The organism is Bifidobacterium catenulatum subsp. kashiwanohense JCM 15439 = DSM 21854 (genome assembly GCF_001042615.1).
Classification (GTDB): Bacteria; Actinomycetota; Actinomycetes; order Actinomycetales; family Bifidobacteriaceae; genus Bifidobacterium; species Bifidobacterium catenulatum.
Window position 1 is genome coordinate 2,193,453 of sequence record NZ_AP012327.1, and the last position, 18,390, is coordinate 2,211,842.

Consider the following 18,390-nt stretch of genomic DNA (forward strand, 5'->3'; position numbering starts at 1 on the left):
TTATTGCAACGATATATGCATATCGCGTTCATCCAGAGAACAGCGGGCAACCAATGTCCACGACACCCATTTCTGCGATATAGATAGCAACACGCCGATAAAAAAGCTGTTTTAAAGTAACGAAAATTTCGCTATCCTATAGGTAACGTTTTTGCAGCGTCGCGTACGAAAAAGAGAAGAGTCATGACCACGATCAAAACAACAAACAGACCGAAGGTCTCCGATATCGCCCAAGTGGCGGGAGTATCCCCTGCCACCGTGTCCAAGGTCATCAACGGCCGTGATGGAGTCTCCGACGAGACCCGCGATAGGGTGGAACTGCTCCTCGAAGAAGCCGGGTTCCGCAAAAAACTTCCCACAACCAAAACCATGCGGTCAATCGAACTGGTCGTCAGCGAAATGACCAACAACGGATCCATGGAGATGGTCAAGGAGACAACTTCATACGCCAGAGAGTTTGGCATCGGCATCACCGTAAGCTGCGCCGGACCGGATTCCGAAGAATACTCAACAAGAAACGAGGCCAGCAGCTGTCTCCGTAACGCCATCGAACGCAACCCTCTAGGCGTCATACTTCTCTTATCAAATATCTCATCGGCCGAGGAATCGCTACTACAGACGCGGAACATCCCATATGTAATTGTCGATCCGGTCGGCCAGGTCTCCGCTGACGCATTGGGGGTGGGCATTGATAACTGGACCGGAGGAATGCTCGCCACGCAATATCTCATATCATTAGGGCACCGACGAATCGCCGTCATCACCGGCCCCACCAATTCACAATCCTCGCAAGCGCGACTTAGCGGATACATGGCGGCGCTGCAGAAAAACGGCATCAGCGCGGATCCGCATCTCATCAAGGTTGGCGACTACGTATCCGACAAGGCATACAAGGCGGCATGCGATCTCCTGGAAATGAGGGAGCAGGACAGACCGACCGCCATCTTCGCGTTCAATGATCTCGGCGCGATCAACGTCTATCGCGCTGCCCGACAGCACAGCATCAGTCTGCCCGAACAGTTATCGATCATCGGTTTCGACGATGTCTATCCTGCGGCAAGCATGTGTCCATCCCTGACGACCATCAGGCAGCCATTCGATCTCATCGCCAGACAATGCATCGATCGGATTCTCGAAGCGCGGGAAGGAAAGGTAGACCAGAATTACTTCATTCTTCCCACACAGCTCGTCGAACGTGAAAGCTGCACATCGCTATCACTGCTGTAACATGCAACGGCACTCAGAATCAGCTTCCGCGAAGCACCCATGCATATGCAATCCACCTCTGTCACAAGCATTTACTTCTGTTTACCAGATGAAAATACAAAAGAAGCGACGAAACCGGCGAGACCCCGCACCAGAGGGATGCTTACAATGAAGCCACAACAGAACAAACGGCTCCACACGAAGCATGAACCAACAAACGAAACGACGAGCCGCGTGAAAGGAAGAAAAAATGCAGAACAACACCTTCGACCAGATCGCCAACGCCAACACCGTTTCCATGGATGCCGGCCTCAGCCAGTTCGCCTTCGCCAAGGCCTCCTCCACCTTGTTTAAGAAGGTTTTCAGCAAGTAAGATTCCATAAAAGTCTTTATCAAACGCCTCGGCTGCTGTGATGAACCGGTCCAGCAGCCGAGGCGTTCCCATATATATGCTCCTGTCACGGGCAGAGACCGCCACGCTTGCATTATTGTATCTTGCAGGATACAATAATGCATATGGAAATCCAACAAACCGACCAGTTCCGCAAGTGGTTGCATAGGCTGCGCGACCATGCCGCCAAAGCGCGGATCACTGCCCGGATCAGACAGTGTGCACTGGCGGGACAACCGGTCGGCGATATGCACCCGGTCGGTAAAGGCGTGAACGAATTGCGTTTCTTCTTCGGCCCAGGCTACCGCGTCTACTTCGCCCAGAAAGGCAATCAAATCATGTTGCTGCTCGCCGGCGGGGACAAGACCGGACAGGACAAGACCATAAAAGAGGCACAGAAAATGCTCGAATCACTTATCAAGGAGGGACAATGGTAAGCATCAGCAATTTTGATGCCAGCGAATACATCGAAAACGAAGAAGACGCCATCGCATACCTCAACGCCGCCGCGGAAACCGGTGACCCGGCGCTTCTGCAGGCCGCCATCGGCGACATAGCCAAGGCGCGTGGCATGGGCCAAATCGCCAAGGAAGCCGGAGTCGGCCGCGAAAGCCTCTACAAAAGCCTCAACAAAGAAGGCAACCCAAGTTTCCGCACCATCGTCAAGGTCGTCGATGCCCTTGGAGGCCGACTTGTCATCGAACCCGTGCCCGCCACGGCATGAAAGGATTCCATCATTTTTATGCTGCCTGTCAACTCTGGCAGTCATGCTGACTACCAGAGTCTTTGTTACTCATCTATGTAAATATTATTCTGATACTGATGCTCTTGCTCGTCCCACATGGGATCAACCTTTGCAGCCCACACCGGAAAAACGATTCTGCAAACAGCATGATCCTGTAAATCATTAATCTCATCCTGTCCGCCGCGACCATGCTCGTCATTGCACCGTTGCTCATCGCGTTCTTCATTTTCCAGCGCCAGTTCATCAGCAGCTTTATGATGTCCGGCATTAAATGATATCGAGTGCCTACGCGCCGACCAATTCGAGCATCTGCGGGATGCTTTTCTTACCGAACTCAACCTGCTGCGTGCCGTCAGCCCGTGTGATGACGATGCAGGGCACGCTCATCGCACCATAATGGTCCTTGAGCTCGGGGAAGTGCGCAACATCGTAAGCCTCGACGCGCACGGCCGGGTTCAGCGAGGCGATACGCTGGGAAGCGAGCACGGTCTCCGGGCACATCGTGCAGGTGAGCGAGACGAGAATCATGATGTCCAACGGGTCCGTGATGGACCGCGCCCGTTCGATCAGATCATCGTCCAACGGCTGACCGGGACCGGCCACGTTGTACAGGCCCAGCACAAACGAATTGAATTCATGGCCGGAAGGCACACCATGGAAGGCGAGGCCGGTCGGCTCGCCGTCCACCACCATGCGCACACATGGGCGCGCGGCGGGCAGCACACTGTCGACGTCGAACACCGCACGGCCCGTACCGTCCTTCTTGTACTCGCCATCAACCACCGTCGATTTCAGCTTGCCGCCGGACAACGCGACCAACGCATCAATGAATCCCCGCAGTTCCGTGGACAGCGGCGTATCGTCCAGTTCCAGAGCAAGCGTGACCGGCCGAGACATGCGGCCAAAGACCACGTTGAGCTGCTGTCTGGTGGCGTCGGAGAACAATTCGCCGGACTTCCTGACGGTGTTCGCCGCGGCAGCGGCATCGGCGCTGCGTTTGGCGGGTGCCGGCGCGGGCGTGGTGCCGACCACCGAGGCGGCATTTGTCTTCGCTGTGGACTGCTCATAGACGTAAGAGGCCGGACGCTGTGGCATCAAGCCGGTCTTCTCGCTCATCCGCTTGGCGTACCGTTCCAACTCCACCGCGGCAATAGCGCCATCAGCGGTGGCAGTAACCACTTGCCGCAGGTTTTTGGTCCGCAGATCACCGGCCGCGTACACGCCCGGCACCGAGGTTTCAAGATAGCCGTGCGTGACCACGTAACCATAATCGTCCAGCTCCACCACGCCGCGCACCAAATCCGTGGCGGGCACATATCCTGCGAACACGAACACGCCGAACGTACCACCGTCAGCAGGCCTCCACGTTTCGGTCTGGCCAGTGGCCCGGTTCAGGATCGCGGCTTCACGTAAACCGCCTTGCCCAGCAGTGACGCCTTGCAGCTCGACTTGGTAACGCACCTCGATTTTCGGATTGTTTTTGGCTGCGGCGGCTACCGTGGCGTCGCAGGTGAAGTCCTGTTCCCGCACGAGAACAGTGACTTTGGAGGCGTATGTGGTCAGGAACACGGATTCCTCAGCTGCGGCGAACCCTCCGCCGACCACCAGCACTTCCTTGCCGGTGAAGAATTCGCCATCGCAGGTGGCGCAGTAGGCCACACCGCGACCAGCGTATTCGGACTCCCCTTCGAACCCTAGTTTGCGTGGGCTGGCACCGGTGGCAAGGAGAATGCCAAAAGCCTTCAAGTCGCCGCGCGAGGTATGCACGGTTTTGACGTCGCCATGCACATCGAGGCCGATGGCTTCGGCGGAAAGGAATTCAGCGCCAAAGTCCTGCGCCTGTTGACGCATGGTCTGGGTAAGCGCACGGCCAGTGGTGCGACCGACGCCCGGATAGTTGACCACCTCATTGGTGATAGTGATCTGTCCGCCGAAATCGTCTTTCTCGAGAATCAACACTCGATATCGGGCGCGGGCCAGATACAATCCCGCCGTCAGACCAGCGGGACCGCCGCCGACAACTACGACATCGTACAAATCATCTCGAGACATAACGACTCCCTTTGTGCCTTGATCTGGCTGTTCGAGGGGTTGCCCGGAGATTCTCCGGGCAACCTTGTCGGATTAGATTGATAATTCGTCCATCAAGCGACGATCACAGTTGGCCAACAAGATCGAGGCTAGGTTCGATAGTGTCCTCGCCCGGAGTCCAGTTAGCTGGGCAGACCTGATCGCCATGTTCGTGGACGAACTGAGAGGCTTGCACACGGCGTAGTAGTTCTTCGGCATTGCGTCCTACGTTAGAGGAGATGACCTCATAGGCCACGACCTTGCCTTCGGGGCTCACGATGAAGTCACCGCGTTCGGCCATGCCATCAACTTCGTTGTAGGTGTCGAGATCTTTGGCCAATAGAGCGGTCGGGTCGGCAAGCATCGGATATTGAATCTTAGCAATCTTTTCATTGGCATCATGCCATGCCTTATGCACGAAATGGGTGTCGCAGGAGACGGAGTAGACCTCGCATCCAATTTCCTTGAACTTGGCGTAGTTGCGGGCCAGATCCTCAAGCTCAGTAGGGCACACGAAGGTGAAATCAGCCGGGTAGAAGAAGAACAGGGACCAGTGGCCGAGTACATCAGCCTTGGTCACCTCATGGAACTCGTTGTTCTGGAACGCGTTCACCTTAAAATCGGTCAGTTCATGCTGCAGAAGAGTCATCATCGGTCCTTTCGCTGATTGTCAATCATCGGGCTTCTGCCGTTTTCCATCGTAACGTGATTCTCTGGAACCCGCGCGGACGTAACGCGTGAGCCTCATCACATCATTAATAACAGTCACGCTGACAGACCATGTGATGCGGGGGTGTTGTGGAATGGGAGCCTCCCGCACGCCGCGGGAAACGAACACCGGAAGAAAAACAAAAAAAAAGGGGTTCCCGGAGCCGAAGCTCGACGGGAACCCCAGGGAAATACGAAAAGGACCTTCCGGGAATCCCATCAGGGACTCGACCGGAAGGTCCTCCAAACAGTCGAATGCGGCGGCGCGCTACTCTCCCACACCCTCTCGAGTGCAGTACCATCGCCGCAGCCAGGCCTTAGCTTCCGGGTTCGGAAAGGGACCGGGCGTCTCACCTGGGCCATGACCACCGCAAAACCACTCTGAACGGCCGACCACACGGATCGGCCGGGAACGGAACCGACCACGATTCCGATCGTGGCGGTCCGGGAACCGGACAACGGACGCGAAGCAAATCAAACGCCTTACCGATCATCGTCATTGTGACCACAGGAAACAGCATTCCCCGCCATCCAACGAGAAGAACCACCACAGGACGAGACCCAACCCACCAGACATGGATCGGAAAGTGTGCCGCGTTCGCCCGTTAGTACCGGTCGGCTCCATCCCTCGCGGGACTTCCACCCCCGGCCTATCGAACACGTGTTCAACATGCGGGCTTCGGACGCTCCGAGGAGCGTCAAGGAATCCTAATCTTGGAGCAGGCTTCCCGCTTAGATGCTTTCAGCGGTTATCCCTCCCGAACGTAGCCAACCGGCCATGCCGCTGGCGCGACAACCGGCATACCAGAGGTCCGTCCACCCAGGTCCTCTCGTACTATGGGCAGGCCTCCTCAGGATTCCAACGAGCGCAGAGGATAGAGACCAAACTGTCTCACGACGTTCTGAACCCAGCTCGCGTGCCGCTTTAATCGGCGAACAGCCGAACCCTTGGGACCTGCTCCAGCCCCAGGATGCGACGAGCCGACATCGAGGTGCCAAACCATCCCGTCGATATGGACTCTTGGGAATGATCAGCCTGTTATCCCCGGGGTACCTTTTATCCGTTGAGCGATGCCGCGCCCGTGCGCCGGCACCGGATCACTATCTCCGACTTTCGTCCCTGCCCGGACCGTCGTCCTCGCAGTCAAGCCCGCTTGTGCGATTACACTCGAAACCCGATTGCCAACCGGGCTGAGCGGACCTTTGAGCGCCTCCGTTACTCTTTGGGAGGCAACCGCCCCAGTTAAACTACCCGCCAGGCACTGTCCCTGAACAGGATCACTGTTCGAGGTGAGACGTCAAACGAGAACAGAGCGGTATTTCACCTTGCGGCTCCACGATGGCTGGCGCCACCGCTTCGAAGCCTCCCGCCTATGCTACACAATCCGCGCCTAACGCCAATACCAAGGTATAGTAAAGGTCCCGGGGTCTTTTCGTCCTTCTGCGCTTAACGAGCATCTTTACTCGTACTGCAATTTCGCCGAGCTCCTGGTCGAGACAGTGGGGAAGTCGTTACGCCATTCGTGCAGGTCGGAACTTACCCGACAAGGAATTTCGCTACCTTAGGATGGTTATAGTTACCACCGCCGTTTACCGGGGCTTGAATTCACCGCTTCGCCCGAGGGCTGACGGATCCTCTTAACCTTCCGGCACCGGGCAGGCGTCAGTGCATATACAGCGGCTTGCGCCTTCGCATGCACCTGTGTTTTTGGTAAACAGTCGCTACCCCCTGGTCTGTGCCACCCCCGAAAGCTCCGGAAGCGAGTTCCATCACCATCAGGGGTCTCCCTTATACCGAAGGCACGGGAGTGATTTGCCGAGTTCCTTGACCAGGATTCGCTCGATCGCCTTGGTATTCTCTACCTGACCACCAGTGTCGGTTTGGGGTACGGGCGGCAACGCCCCTCGCGCCGAGGCTTTTCTCGACGGCCTGGACCACCGGATATCGCGCCAAAAAGGCGCCCATCATCGCACCTCACCCTACATGTCCCACGGATTTGCCTATGGGACGGGCTGCGTGCTTGACCACGGAAAACCACCTCCGCGGCCGGCTCCCATTCCGTGTCACCCCTGTGCGCTAACCTACCAGGACTACATTCCCAACGACCGCGCGCCCCGAACCCCGAAGGGAACGACGCCACGCGACCGGAGGTTAGTACTCATCCGTTCGGCTCTTGCGGTTCGCTGCCGGTACGGGAATATCCACCCGTTCATCCATTCGACTACGCCTGTCGGCCTCGCCTTAGGACCCGACTCACCCGGGGACGACGAACGTGGCCCCGGAACCCTTGGTCATCCAGCGGACGGGATCCTCACCCGTCTCTCGCTACTCATGTCTGCATTCTCACTCCCCCGAAGTCCACGGCCGGCTTGCGCCGCCGCTTCGCCCCTCGGGGGACGCTCTCCTACCCAACAGCCACAAAGGCCGTTGCCGCGTCTTCGGTGGTGTGCTTGAGCCCCGCTACATTGTCGGCGCGGAACCACTAGACCAGTGAGCTGTTACGCACTCTTTCAAGGATGGCTGCTTCTGAGCCAACCTCCTGGCTGTCTATGCGACTCCACATCCTTTCCCACTTAGCACACGCTTCGGGACCTTAGACGACGATCTGGGCTGTCTCCCTCTCGACGACGGAGCTTATCCCCCGCCGACTCACTGCCGGAATACACATCCACGGTATTCGGAGTTTGGCTGCTATTGGTACCCCACACGGGCCCGCAAGCATCCAGTAGCTCTACCCCCGCGATGCAATCAACCGACGCTGCACCTAAATGCATTTCGGAGAGAACCAGCTATCACGGAATTTGATTGGCCTTTCACCCCTAGCCCCAAGTCATCCCCCCGGTTTTCAACCCAGGTGGGTTCGGTCCTCCACGCGGTCTTACCCGCGCTTCAACCTGCCCAGGGCTAGATCATCCCGCTTCGGGTCCAGGGCACGCGACTCAAAACGCCTTTTGAGACTCGCCTTCGCTACGGCTCCCCCACGACGGGTTAGCCTCGCCACGCACCACTGACTCGCAGACTCATTTTTCGATAGGCACGCCGTCACCCCACAAGGAGGCTCCGACGGATTGTAGGCGCACGGTTTCAGGAACTCTTTCACTCCCCTCCCGGGGTGCTTTTCACCTTTCCCTCACGGTACTGGTACGCTATCGGTCAGACAGGTATGCTTAGACTTACCCCACGGTCGGGGCCGATTCACACGGGATTCCACGAGGCCCGCGCTACTTGGGACGCATGATCGGAAGACGGCAAGCTTCCAGGTACGGGGCTGGCACCCTCTGCGGCCAGGCCTTCAAGCCTGTTCCCCTGGCAAGCCGTTTTATGACTCCCGCCCGGTCCGTCGGAACCGGGACACACGCTCCCACAACACCACGAACGCAACCCCCGACGGGTATCACGCGCCCATGGTTTGGTCTGATCCGCTTTCGCTCGCCACTACTCACGGAGTATCCCTTCCTGCAGGTACTGAGATGTTTCACTTCCCTGCGTACCCCCGGAACAACACGGTTCCGTGCCGGCCCATGACGGCCGGCGGGTTGCCCCATTCGGAAATCCTCGGATCGAAGCCATGTTGGAGGCTCCCCGAGGCTTATCGCATCCTCAAACGTCCTTCATCGGTACTGTCTGCCAAGGCATCCACCATACGCCCTTCAGGGCGGCACACGCCCCGAAAAAACCTGATGATAAGCTTCTCCACGCCAGACGACAGATCATCACACTGTAAACAATGATCACAAAACGATCGATCTCGAAACCAGACTCCAAAAAGAAGAGCCTGGCGAAATCGCGATAAAGCAAACGACGGCAAGAAACATGCCATCGCATTGCTCGCGTCCACTATCCAGTTCTCAAACCACCACGCACCCAAGAAACGATCCGGACACGGCACACCGGCCGGCCGACCGCCCCAAGGGGACACCCGGAAAACCGCGCGCGACCAAGTCGCGGGTGGCGGTCCGGGAACCCAAAAGCATATCCGCACCACTCCCCGGACCCACAAAAGGAACCCGCGAAGCCAACGATCTCTTCCACACCAGCACGCCCACGCGAAACCGGGAACCGTTCCCGACGCATGGGCCGCACGACGGACGCCAAGCCGGCGTCCTGAAAAAAAACTCCGTAGAAAGGAGGTGATCCAGCCGCACCTTCCGGTACGGCTACCTTGTTACGACTTAGTCCCAATCACGAGTCTCACCTTAGACGGCTCCATCCCACGAAGGGTTAGGCCACCGGCTTCGGGTGCTACCCACTTTCATGACTTGACGGGCGGTGTGTACAAGGCCCGGGAACGCATTCACCGCGGCGTTGCTGATCCGCGATTACTAGCGACTCCGCCTTCATGGAGTCGGGTTGCAGACTCCAATCCGAACTGAGACCGGTTTTCAGGGATCCGCTCCACGTCGCCGTGTCGCATCCCGTTGTACCGGCCATTGTAGCATGCGTGAAGCCCTGGACGTAAGGGGCATGATGATCTGACGTCATCCCCACCTTCCTCCGAGTTGACCCCGGCGGTCCCCCGTGAGTTCCCACCATGACGTGCTGGCAACACAGGGCGAGGGTTGCGCTCGTTGCGGGACTTAACCCAACATCTCACGACACGAGCTGACGACGACCATGCACCACCTGTGAACCCGCCCCGAAGGGAAGCCCCATCTCTGGAACGGTCGGGAACATGTCAAGCCCAGGTAAGGTTCTTCGCGTTGCATCGAATTAATCCGCATGCTCCGCCGCTTGTGCGGGCCCCCGTCAATTTCTTTGAGTTTTAGCCTTGCGGCCGTACTCCCCAGGCGGGATGCTTAACGCGTTAGCTCCGACACGGAACCCGTGGAACGGGCCCCACATCCAGCATCCACCGTTTACGGCGTGGACTACCAGGGTATCTAATCCTGTTCGCTCCCCACGCTTTCGCTCCTCAGCGTCAGTAACGGCCCAGAGACCTGCCTTCGCCATTGGTGTTCTTCCCGATATCTACACATTCCACCGTTACACCGGGAATTCCAGTCTCCCCTACCGCACTCCAGCCCGCCCGTACCCGGCGCAGATCCACCGTTAAGCGATGGACTTTCACACCGGACGCGACGAACCGCCTACGAGCCCTTTACGCCCAATAATTCCGGATAACGCTTGCACCCTACGTATTACCGCGGCTGCTGGCACGTAGTTAGCCGGTGCTTATTCGAAAGGTACACTCACCCGAAGGCTTGCTCCCGATCAAAAGCGGTTTACAACCCGAAGGCCGTCATCCCGCACGCGGCGTCGCTGCATCAGGCTTGCGCCCATTGTGCAATATTCCCCACTGCTGCCTCCCGTAGGAGTCTGGGCCGTATCTCAGTCCCAATGTGGCCGGTCGCCCTCTCAGGCCGGCTACCCGTCGAAGCCATGGTGGGCCGTTACCCCGCCATCAAGCTGATAGGACGCGACCCCATCCCATGCCGCAAAGGCTTTCCCAACACACCATGCAGTGTGATGGAGCATCCGGCATTACCACCCGTTTCCAGGAGCTATTCCGGTGCATGGGGCAGGTCGGTCACGCATTACTCACCCGTTCGCCACTCTCACCCAGGAGCAAGCTCCTGGGATCCCGTTCGACTTGCATGTGTTAAGCACGCCGCCAGCGTTCATCCTGAGCCAGAATCGAACCCTCCACAAAAAAACCTTTCATGAAGAGAACCAACATGTGACTCTCAAAAACAAGAAAATCGACATCCGTTTATAAGGAAAACGGACTGTCCGCAAAAACCCCGTCCCGTTTGACCGGCCTCCCGGCACCCACACGCGAACAACACGCGCGGGCCGTAAGACGGACTGGCAATCATTGACTATAAAGAAGTAGTACAAATACGCTCTTGAGTTCTCAAACCACCACCGCACCAGCAAGCCGCCCCAATCTCCAGAAGCGAGGCCGCCGTGCCGAGCAGCGAGAAGTAAACTTACACGAACCCGCCGATCCACGCAACCCGAACCCTCACGGACACCCCGCGAACCCTTGCAAAACAACGCATCCACCGGCGTGTCGAAAACACGGGAAAACGGGCGGCGAACGCCACCGCACGGCACAAGACCGCCGGAAAAACCCCACCGCAAACCAACACCCGGGCGTGTCACACACCGAACTACCTCATTTACGGCCAATCCCCCTAAGCCAACCCATCCGAGAAAACCTCCCAACTGAAAGCAAAAATAGGAGAAACAGAAGAAAGCAGATCAACGAAACCGCACCGCCGATCGTCGTCCTGAACAAATTCAGATCTCAACTGATCGAAAGTGTGGTTTTGCATATGCGCGCGCAAGCGACGGCAGAACAAGGCAGCGCAGCCAAAAATCGATTAATCGACGCAACCGAAACGGTAGAGGGCCCAACCCTGGCCGTATTGCGAATAATCGGCAACCTTCACCAGCGTGCCGCCATCCACATACGCATCAATCAATTCCTCATTATGGAAGGAATCGTATTGGGCGCGATACGGGAACGACTGCAAGCTTTGCGCCTGGTCGCCCATCGTAAGGAAGTACTCCGGAGCGTCGGTCAGCGGACATACCGTGCCAAGCACCTGCTGCCCATCGCCGGAAGCAAACGCGGTCTCCACTTTGCCGAACGGAGCGGATGGCACATCGGTGCGCGCATTGATGATCGGATACAGCATGCTCGCATTGAACAGCGTCTCCGCATACATCGAGCCGTTCAACGGGTCGGAAATGATGGTGGCCTGAGTGCCAGTACGTTCCGTGACCTTGCGCAGCACAGTGATTTTCTGCTCGGTGAGCTGCTCGTTGGGGTCGCTTTGGTTCAGGCTGGAATGCGCGATGATCGTGTCGCGAGCCGCAGTACGAGACGGGCATACGATCTGAGCGGAAACCGCAAGTATCGCAATCACAAGGAATGCGGCGATTGGGCCGATCCAATTGGAAGCGAGAGAAACGTTCTTCACGGCGGAAACAGCAGACGCAGAAGAAAGGGAGGGAACGGAAGAAGCACTATTCTTCGCGGAGAAGGAAGATGCAGAAGGAACGAAAGAAGCGGATGCGGCACACACGGAAACGCATTCGGAAAGCGCGTTGACGCCAATGACAAGCAACGGCAACGCAACCAGCGGAAGCATGGTCATAATGCGGTTTTCATCGCGATACCAAGGAGCGCTGATGATATTCGGCAGCGCGCCAACCAACGTGACCGTGCACACGTATACCAGCGTGACCAATAGAAACGCGGCCGTCAACGCGATCACGTCACGCAGGCGATCGTTGCGGCGAGGTCGAGATGGTTCAGGCGGTGCGAATGAGGAGACGTCAGCAGCATCGGAACACGAAGCAGCCGGCAGGTCGGAAGCGGAAACCAAGGAAACCGCAGCATCGGAAACCAAAGCATCAGCGTCAGCGGAAAAAGCGGGAGCCACAGTGGAAACAGCAGCCGAAAGCGAATCCGAAGAGCGCACAGCAGCGCGGCGGAAGGCGCAAACGAAAGCGGCAACGGTTCCCGCAATCAGCAATAATGCGAACAAAATCGCAGGAAAACCGTCAAGGCCATCCGTGAAGCAGAACAAAATCGACTCCCACAAATTCTTGGACGGCTGATGGCTATGGAACCAGGAAGCGGGATTCGCCCAACGATCCGATTTGAACGACGTAAGCATCAGGGCCACAAACGCAACCGCGCCGATACACATGGCGATAAACGCACCCAGAATCAGCTTCCACGGCAAACGCAACACAATGAACGGCACCAGAATCAGAGCATACGTGAATGCGAGACGCGGGTGTGCAACGAGGCAAACCACGCCTGCGGCAGCAGTGATCGCAAGCCATTTCACTATATGCTCGCGTGCGGCGATCGCATCGAACAAGCGCAACGTGGCAGCGATAAGAAACGGCAGCAGCGACGTGGCAAAACCGAATGCGATCAGCGGACCGGCATTCAGTAGTCCGTACGGGTGGCACACCGAGCTGACAGCAAGCACGGGCACGAACAGTCCAATCAGATTCTGCAGAACGAAAGTAACGTCGAAAGTGGCGTTATATTGCCGATTCACAGCTGACGATACCTGCTGATTTGAAACATTCGACGATTCAGATACGGACGACGATTCAGGCGTAGACAATGCTTGCGAAATACGTGAAATTGGATTGCCGCGATTCCAGCGTTGCAGGAAATACCTGCACAATACCAGCATTCCAGAAGGGAAAATCACGCCCGAAGCGATGATCCATGTGATATTGAATGCCGCGTAAATAGAGCATTGCACGCCGAACAGCGCCGCGATTTTGATTACGGAATAAGCGCAAACATGGAATAACGGCGGATAGAACGAATTATGCGGCCACAAATGCAGTGCCGCCCCCAAACCTTCGTCAAGCAGGCGGCGAATGAAATAGTAATGCGCAGGGGCATCACTGCTGACAATCGGCGTATTCCACACCGTGGAAGGAAACCACGCAATCACCAAGCATAGTGCGGATGCGATGCCGATAATCGACGTAATCCACGGCAATAACACGCGGAGCGACGCCGGATGCAGCATCGCGGGACGCCATCGCAGGTCACGTTTCCGTTCGGACGGACCGCCATTGGACGAGCCGTCCTGCCGAAGCTGAGTCTGCGCAGGCGTCTGAATCGAGCCATGATTGGCCATTACGGAACCGGTATTCGTAATATGTTCGGAAGTCATCGATTCCATCGTAGCGAGTGCCGCAACCATGCTCAACGGTCGATTTTCAGGAATCATTCAGACTCCATGCAGGGGTATAACAGTGTTGCGCAAGAAAACAATCACGTTGGAAGCCCAAGATGATTTCACGGGACGCACCATGCGCTACGGGCCTGCCTTGCTGTGGAGCGCGCGTCCCGGCCAACGCTGACGTCGGCATGCGCCGGCGCGCAATAACAGAGAACTGGAGAAGTACCGCATGTTCGTTCTCAAGAACGCATGGGCGGCGCTCGGCCGCGTCAAATGGCGCACCGCGCTGATCGCCCTACTCGCACTACTGGTGTCTTTCTCGGCTGCCGTGGATCTGGCAGTCATACGAGCAGACGACACCGCCAATAATGGGACATACCAGTCGCAGAAAGCCACTGCGGTGATTCGGCCGACCGCGCAGATCAAAGCCAAGCGCGACGGCGCCGATTCCAGCTATACCGACAAGTACTTGACGTGGGAAAAGTACAGCACGTACGCAACGGCCGCACAGAGCAACAGCGTGACCTTCGATTATACGTTGGCAACGTCAGTGCCGGTGCGTGAAAGCAAGTCATTGCAGGCGATCGCTGCGAAAAGCGATACTAGCGAAGACAAGACCGGCGGCAATCTGACCCTGCAGGCGTTCTACACGTTGGACGCCGCGAAAATCAACGATTACGGCTACTACAAAGTGGTCAAGGGTAAGCATTTGAGCTATAAGACGCAGAGCGACGGCGTACTCATTTCGCAGGCTCTGGCCGATAAGAACAATCTCAAGGTCGGCGACAAGGTAACGGTCGGCAATCCGTCGAAGGCTTCCGAAACGTACACGTTCACCGTGCGCGGCATTTACAAATACGACAGCGACGTGCCTGAGGGCAACGGTTCCGACGCGAAATACGCGAAGGACAATCGTGAGAACGTGATCTACACGACGTATATCAACTTCGCCAAGAACGGTCTTGACACGACGGAGGCCACGGGATGGGGCGTTCCGAATCTCAATATTGTGTTCTCTCTGGCGAATCCTTCCACGTATAACAAGTTCGTGCGCTCGGTGAAGAAGGCCAAGTTAGACACGAAGACGTACGAGATCACCTCGCCGTCGCTTACCGCTTATAAGAAGTCTATCGAGCCGCTTGATTCCGCCGCTTCGTCCGCGCGCATCGTGCTGTTGGCCATGACGATCGTCGACGGAATCGCGTTGCTGGCATTGATTGTGTGGGCGGCGGTCGGCGGCCGTCGCGATGAGATCGGTATGGCGATGATCACCGGCGTGACCAAGGGCCGTTTGGGATGGCAATTCATGCTGGAAACGTTCATGATGACGGTTCCGGGTTGGATTATCGGCTTGGTTGCCGGCGCACTGTTGGCGAAACCGATCGGTACCGCGTGGGCTGGCGGGCAAGCTGTGACGATCACGTCCGCTTCGGTGTGGAATGTGATCTGGTACGGCTTGGGCACATGCCTGGTGCTTGGCATCGTGGCGTTCGCGCGCGTGGCCTGCTTCAACCTGAACCAACTGTTTGAGGAACGCTCGGAGGTGACGGCATGAGCGACAATATGAACGATAAGAACGAGAATATCGACGAGACCGTGGTTGACGAGGCTGTGGTTGACCAGACCGCTGAGGCCGAAGCAAGCGAAACCGTCGATGATGCTGCGATCGGAGATATTGCAGCTGACGAATCTTCCGCAGATTCCATTGAATCCATCGATTTTACGGTGGTGTACGACGATGACAACGCGGCGGTTGCAGGCAAGGATACTGCAGATGCCGCCGAAACCGCCGATGCTGCAAATAACGCTGCGGATACCACGAATGACGATTCGGACGTGGCTGCGAATAACGCGAATCAAGTAAAGGAAACGCTCGCTTTGCGTTCTTCCGACACACCGACCGCACTGGAAACGCATGAAGCGGTGAAAGCCGATTCCGCAACCAGCGTTTCGTCACAGCTTGACAACGAAATCAAGCGCAATCGCAAAAAGGATGAGTTCTTCTTCAAGGCGAATCCGACGTTCGCGCTCGACCATGTGACCGTGACCAATCGCAAGACCGGCCGCAATATCCTTGACGACCTGTCGTTGTCGTTCCATGCGGGCGCCACGCATGCGGTGCTCGTGGATGCGGAGGATCGCGAACAGCATCAGGCATTGCTGGCCACCATGGTCGGTATGGCGCGCACGGACCGCGGCAATGTGATGCACAAAAGCGCCAACCTGAGCGACGTCGAACCGGTCGAAATGTTGGGGCACCGCATCGGATTCATTCCGCAACGTTTTGCTTTCCGCCCCGATCTCGACGCGGAAAGCAATGTGCTGTACGCCATGGATGCGTCGAACCGCAACTTCCTCAAGCCGAAGCCTGCGATCGCCCGCGAACTGCTCAAGCGCGTGGGCTTCAATGAAGTGACGTCCGGACTGGCAGTCGGCGAAGTAAGCGAACTGAACCAGCGTCGCGTGGCCATCGCTCGTGCGCTGAGCTGCGAGGCTGAAGTGATCATCGCCGACGAGCCGACCGCTGGATTGGATGCCGACGATGCGGCCGTGGTGTTGGATCTGTTGAAGAAGTTCAAGCGCGATGCCGATCGCAAACGCGCCATCATCGTGGTGACCACCAATCCGGAAGTCGCCGATGCGATGGATCACAGCGTGGAACTCGACTAGCCGCCTAGTGCAACGGGCGCACGAACATAGACTCTTTCGCGCGCCCACAGGTAAGCCCTTTGGAATTCTGGTTTTAGCCAAATTCCAAAGGGCTTACGTGTTCTGAAAACGGTCTGCCTTACTCCGCGATACGCATGTGGTACTGCTCGGCGAGCGGCGTAACGTCAAGCACGCCGTATCGTTCGAGCAGCCGCAGCCATTCGCGCCTGTTGCTTTCGCCGAAACGGGCCGCCTTGCGCGCATAGGCTTCGGCCGTCAGGAACTTCGGCGGAATCGACTTGCTGTTGTACTTGTCGGCCACCATCACCACTTCCTGCTCAAGATTCATGGGCACATAGTCGGCCGGAGGCAGCGGCAACCCTTGCGATTCCACCGCTTCTTTGGTGAGTCCCACACCGGTGTGGTTGCGCGCGAACTGCGCGATCGACTCGTCAACACCCTCGTTCAACAAATATTCGTAGCCTTTAAGCCCATGCCGTACGTAATTCGGACCGTCGAATTTCAGCGGCCCACCGTCGGAACCGTCTTGTTTGAGCAGAAAATACGTGCCGATATCATGCAGCAGACCACCGATCACCACCAAATGCTCGTCGATCAGCCTCGGCGGAACGGTTCCGCCCGTAAGCCCGTCCGATGATGGAACGGAAGGAATGCGAAGCATGCCGAACGATTCGCTGCCATTACCGTCTTGCGTAAGCCTAAGGCCGAAATTGCCCGCTTTTTCAGGGGCATCGTCCGGTAGCGTGCAGCGGCGGGTGAACAGTGCGTTCTGTCTGCGTGCCATGCGACGTGCGATGTCAGCAACGACTACGCAATGTCCGTGAATCAAATCGTATGCCGCTTGCGATTGCGCGATTTTTCGATGCAGTTCGTCAACTTGGGCGAGTGTAGGAATATATCCGGTTGTCATACCGCCTATCTTAGGCGCTGTATGACGATTGCCACATGCTGAATCCGGTCGAAAAAAATGTCTGGGAATCCCAGATGAAAATTCCAGTCGGAAATTCCGAAATACGGATTTCAGATGGAACGCACGCGAAATGCGCCGGTACGGTTGGAAGCGATGATCATCTGATCGTTTTCCAAACGAGTCCATCCATCTTCGGCACACTGATCGAAACCGGAGCTGGCCACAACCACGCCCTTCGGCTGGCCTGCAGCATGATCCGCTTCGGATTCACCGAGCGTACGATAGCGCATCACACGATAGTCATGCGCCTGGTTGCCACGGCCGTACTGGTCGTAGATTTCCACGATGCGCTTGGACGTGACCTCACGACCGGCCGCGCACAGAGCGATGAACTGGTCTTGGCTCTGGATCATGCAGTTGTAGCTGGACTTCGGATAGCTTTTGCGCAGTTCGCGCACAGCCTGCGCGACCGCCTCGTCGAGTGCGAAACCAAAACCGATGTACTGCAGAATCACTGCGAAGAAAATGGCGGAATCGGAACGGCCGCCGGTGGACTGCACGATGTTCGGATCGACCGGGAACGCACGGTTGGTGATGATATTGCGGCCCTGATCGTCGGAGATATCGCCATTGTGGATGAAGCTCAATCCGTTGGCGTAGAACGGCTGCTGGTTCTCGAGAATCAGCGGCAGGTTCGAGCTGGCCAAACGCAAGTGCCACAGGCCTCCACGAGCCGGAGTGTTCGCAAGCTCGTCGAAAATCGGATCATGTCGGGCCGCGATCGTGTTCTTATAGATGGCGGTGCCGGTTTCCGGAGTGGGAGCGCCACCGTCACGCAGGTACGGCGACTCGCTCGGCACGGTGACCAGTGCGGAACCCCAGCCATCGTTGTGGATTTCGCTCAGATTCCGGAAATCGCGTACGGTCTGCATGCCGAGCACGCCATTGAGACTGGTGTTGCTTCCGGCTGCCGCGAATCCAAGTAATCTGCACATGGTTGATTACTCTACAGGGCTT

11 protein-coding genes and 3 rRNA genes are annotated in these 18,390 nt (G+C 57.2%); 6 read left to right on the forward strand and 8 right to left on the reverse strand.

Going from position 1 to position 18,390, the window contains the following annotated elements; translation table 11 throughout:
* Positions 1-183 precede the first annotated feature (183 nt).
* The 4 genes from BBKW_RS09280 (at position 184) to BBKW_RS09290 (ending at position 2,321) form a co-directional block, all read left to right on the forward strand.
* Positions 184-1,227 (forward strand): LacI family DNA-binding transcriptional regulator, encoded by a 1,044-nt coding sequence (locus BBKW_RS09280; RefSeq protein WP_033501885.1) that lies wholly within the window; start codon positions 184-186, stop codon positions 1,225-1,227.
* 229 nt (positions 1,228-1,456) lie between these two features.
* A complete protein-coding gene (locus tag BBKW_RS11170) occupies positions 1,457-1,579 on the forward strand; it encodes a hypothetical protein (protein WP_022244567.1) in 123 nt (40 codons plus the stop codon).
* Between the two features lie 143 nt (positions 1,580-1,722).
* A complete protein-coding gene (locus BBKW_RS09285) occupies positions 1,723-2,034 on the forward strand; it encodes a type II toxin-antitoxin system RelE/ParE family toxin (RefSeq protein WP_033501891.1) in 312 nt (103 codons plus the stop codon).
* The gene (locus tag BBKW_RS09290) at positions 2,028-2,321 is read left to right on the forward strand and encodes an addiction module antidote protein (RefSeq protein ID WP_033501886.1); all 294 of its coding nucleotides are present in this window, start codon (positions 2,028-2,030) and stop codon (positions 2,319-2,321) included. Before BBKW_RS09285 ends, BBKW_RS09290 begins: the two co-directional genes overlap by 7 nt.
* Before the next feature lie 306 nt (positions 2,322-2,627).
* Here the strand turns inward: BBKW_RS09290 and BBKW_RS09300 are convergent, their stop codons facing one another.
* The 6 genes from BBKW_RS09300 to BBKW_RS09330 form a co-directional block, all read right to left on the reverse strand.
* A complete protein-coding gene (locus BBKW_RS09300) occupies positions 2,628-4,394 on the reverse strand; it encodes an FAD-dependent oxidoreductase (RefSeq protein ID WP_033501888.1) in 1,767 nt (588 codons plus the stop codon).
* A 103-nt stretch (positions 4,395-4,497) separates the two neighbouring features.
* The gene (gene ahpC, locus BBKW_RS09305; RefSeq protein ID WP_033501889.1) at positions 4,498-5,061 is read right to left on the reverse strand and encodes an alkyl hydroperoxide reductase subunit C; all 564 of its coding nucleotides are present in this window, start codon (positions 5,059-5,061) and stop codon (positions 4,498-4,500) included.
* A gap of 314 nt (positions 5,062-5,375) precedes the next feature.
* A 5S ribosomal RNA gene (gene rrf, locus BBKW_RS09315) occupies positions 5,376-5,493 on the reverse strand.
* Positions 5,494-5,706: 213 nt separating this feature from the next.
* Positions 5,707-8,784: ribosomal RNA gene (locus BBKW_RS09320) — 23S ribosomal RNA — on the reverse strand.
* Between the two features lie 460 nt (positions 8,785-9,244).
* Positions 9,245-10,771, reverse strand: a 16S ribosomal RNA gene (locus BBKW_RS09325).
* Together the 16S, 23S and 5S rRNA genes form the textbook arrangement of a ribosomal RNA operon.
* A 676-nt stretch (positions 10,772-11,447) precedes the next feature.
* Entirely contained in the window at positions 11,448-13,841 is a 2,394-nt protein-coding gene (locus BBKW_RS09330) for a DUF6541 family protein (RefSeq protein ID WP_231858489.1), read from the reverse strand.
* Positions 13,842-14,022: 181 nt separating this feature from the next.
* Here BBKW_RS09330 and BBKW_RS09335 point away from each other — a divergent pair, with 181 nt between their 5' ends.
* Positions 14,023-15,348, forward strand: a complete 1,326-nt coding sequence (locus BBKW_RS09335; RefSeq protein ID WP_033501809.1) for an ABC transporter permease — start codon at positions 14,023-14,025, stop codon at positions 15,346-15,348.
* The gene (locus BBKW_RS09340) at positions 15,345-16,463 is read left to right on the forward strand and encodes an ATP-binding cassette domain-containing protein (protein ID WP_033501808.1); all 1,119 of its coding nucleotides are present in this window, start codon (positions 15,345-15,347) and stop codon (positions 16,461-16,463) included. Before BBKW_RS09335 ends, BBKW_RS09340 begins: the two co-directional genes overlap by 4 nt.
* A 118-nt stretch (positions 16,464-16,581) precedes the next feature.
* Here the strand turns inward: BBKW_RS09340 and BBKW_RS09345 are convergent, their stop codons facing one another.
* Both BBKW_RS09345 and BBKW_RS09350 read right to left on the reverse strand, forming a co-directional pair.
* On the reverse strand, positions 16,582-17,373 hold the full coding sequence (locus tag BBKW_RS09345) for an HD domain-containing protein (protein WP_033501807.1): 792 nt from the start codon (positions 17,371-17,373) through the stop codon (positions 16,582-16,584).
* 110 nt (positions 17,374-17,483) lie between these two features.
* On the reverse strand, positions 17,484-18,368 hold the full coding sequence (locus BBKW_RS09350; RefSeq protein ID WP_033501806.1) for a class II glutamine amidotransferase: 885 nt from the start codon (positions 18,366-18,368) through the stop codon (positions 17,484-17,486).
* Positions 18,369-18,390 lie beyond the last annotated feature (22 nt).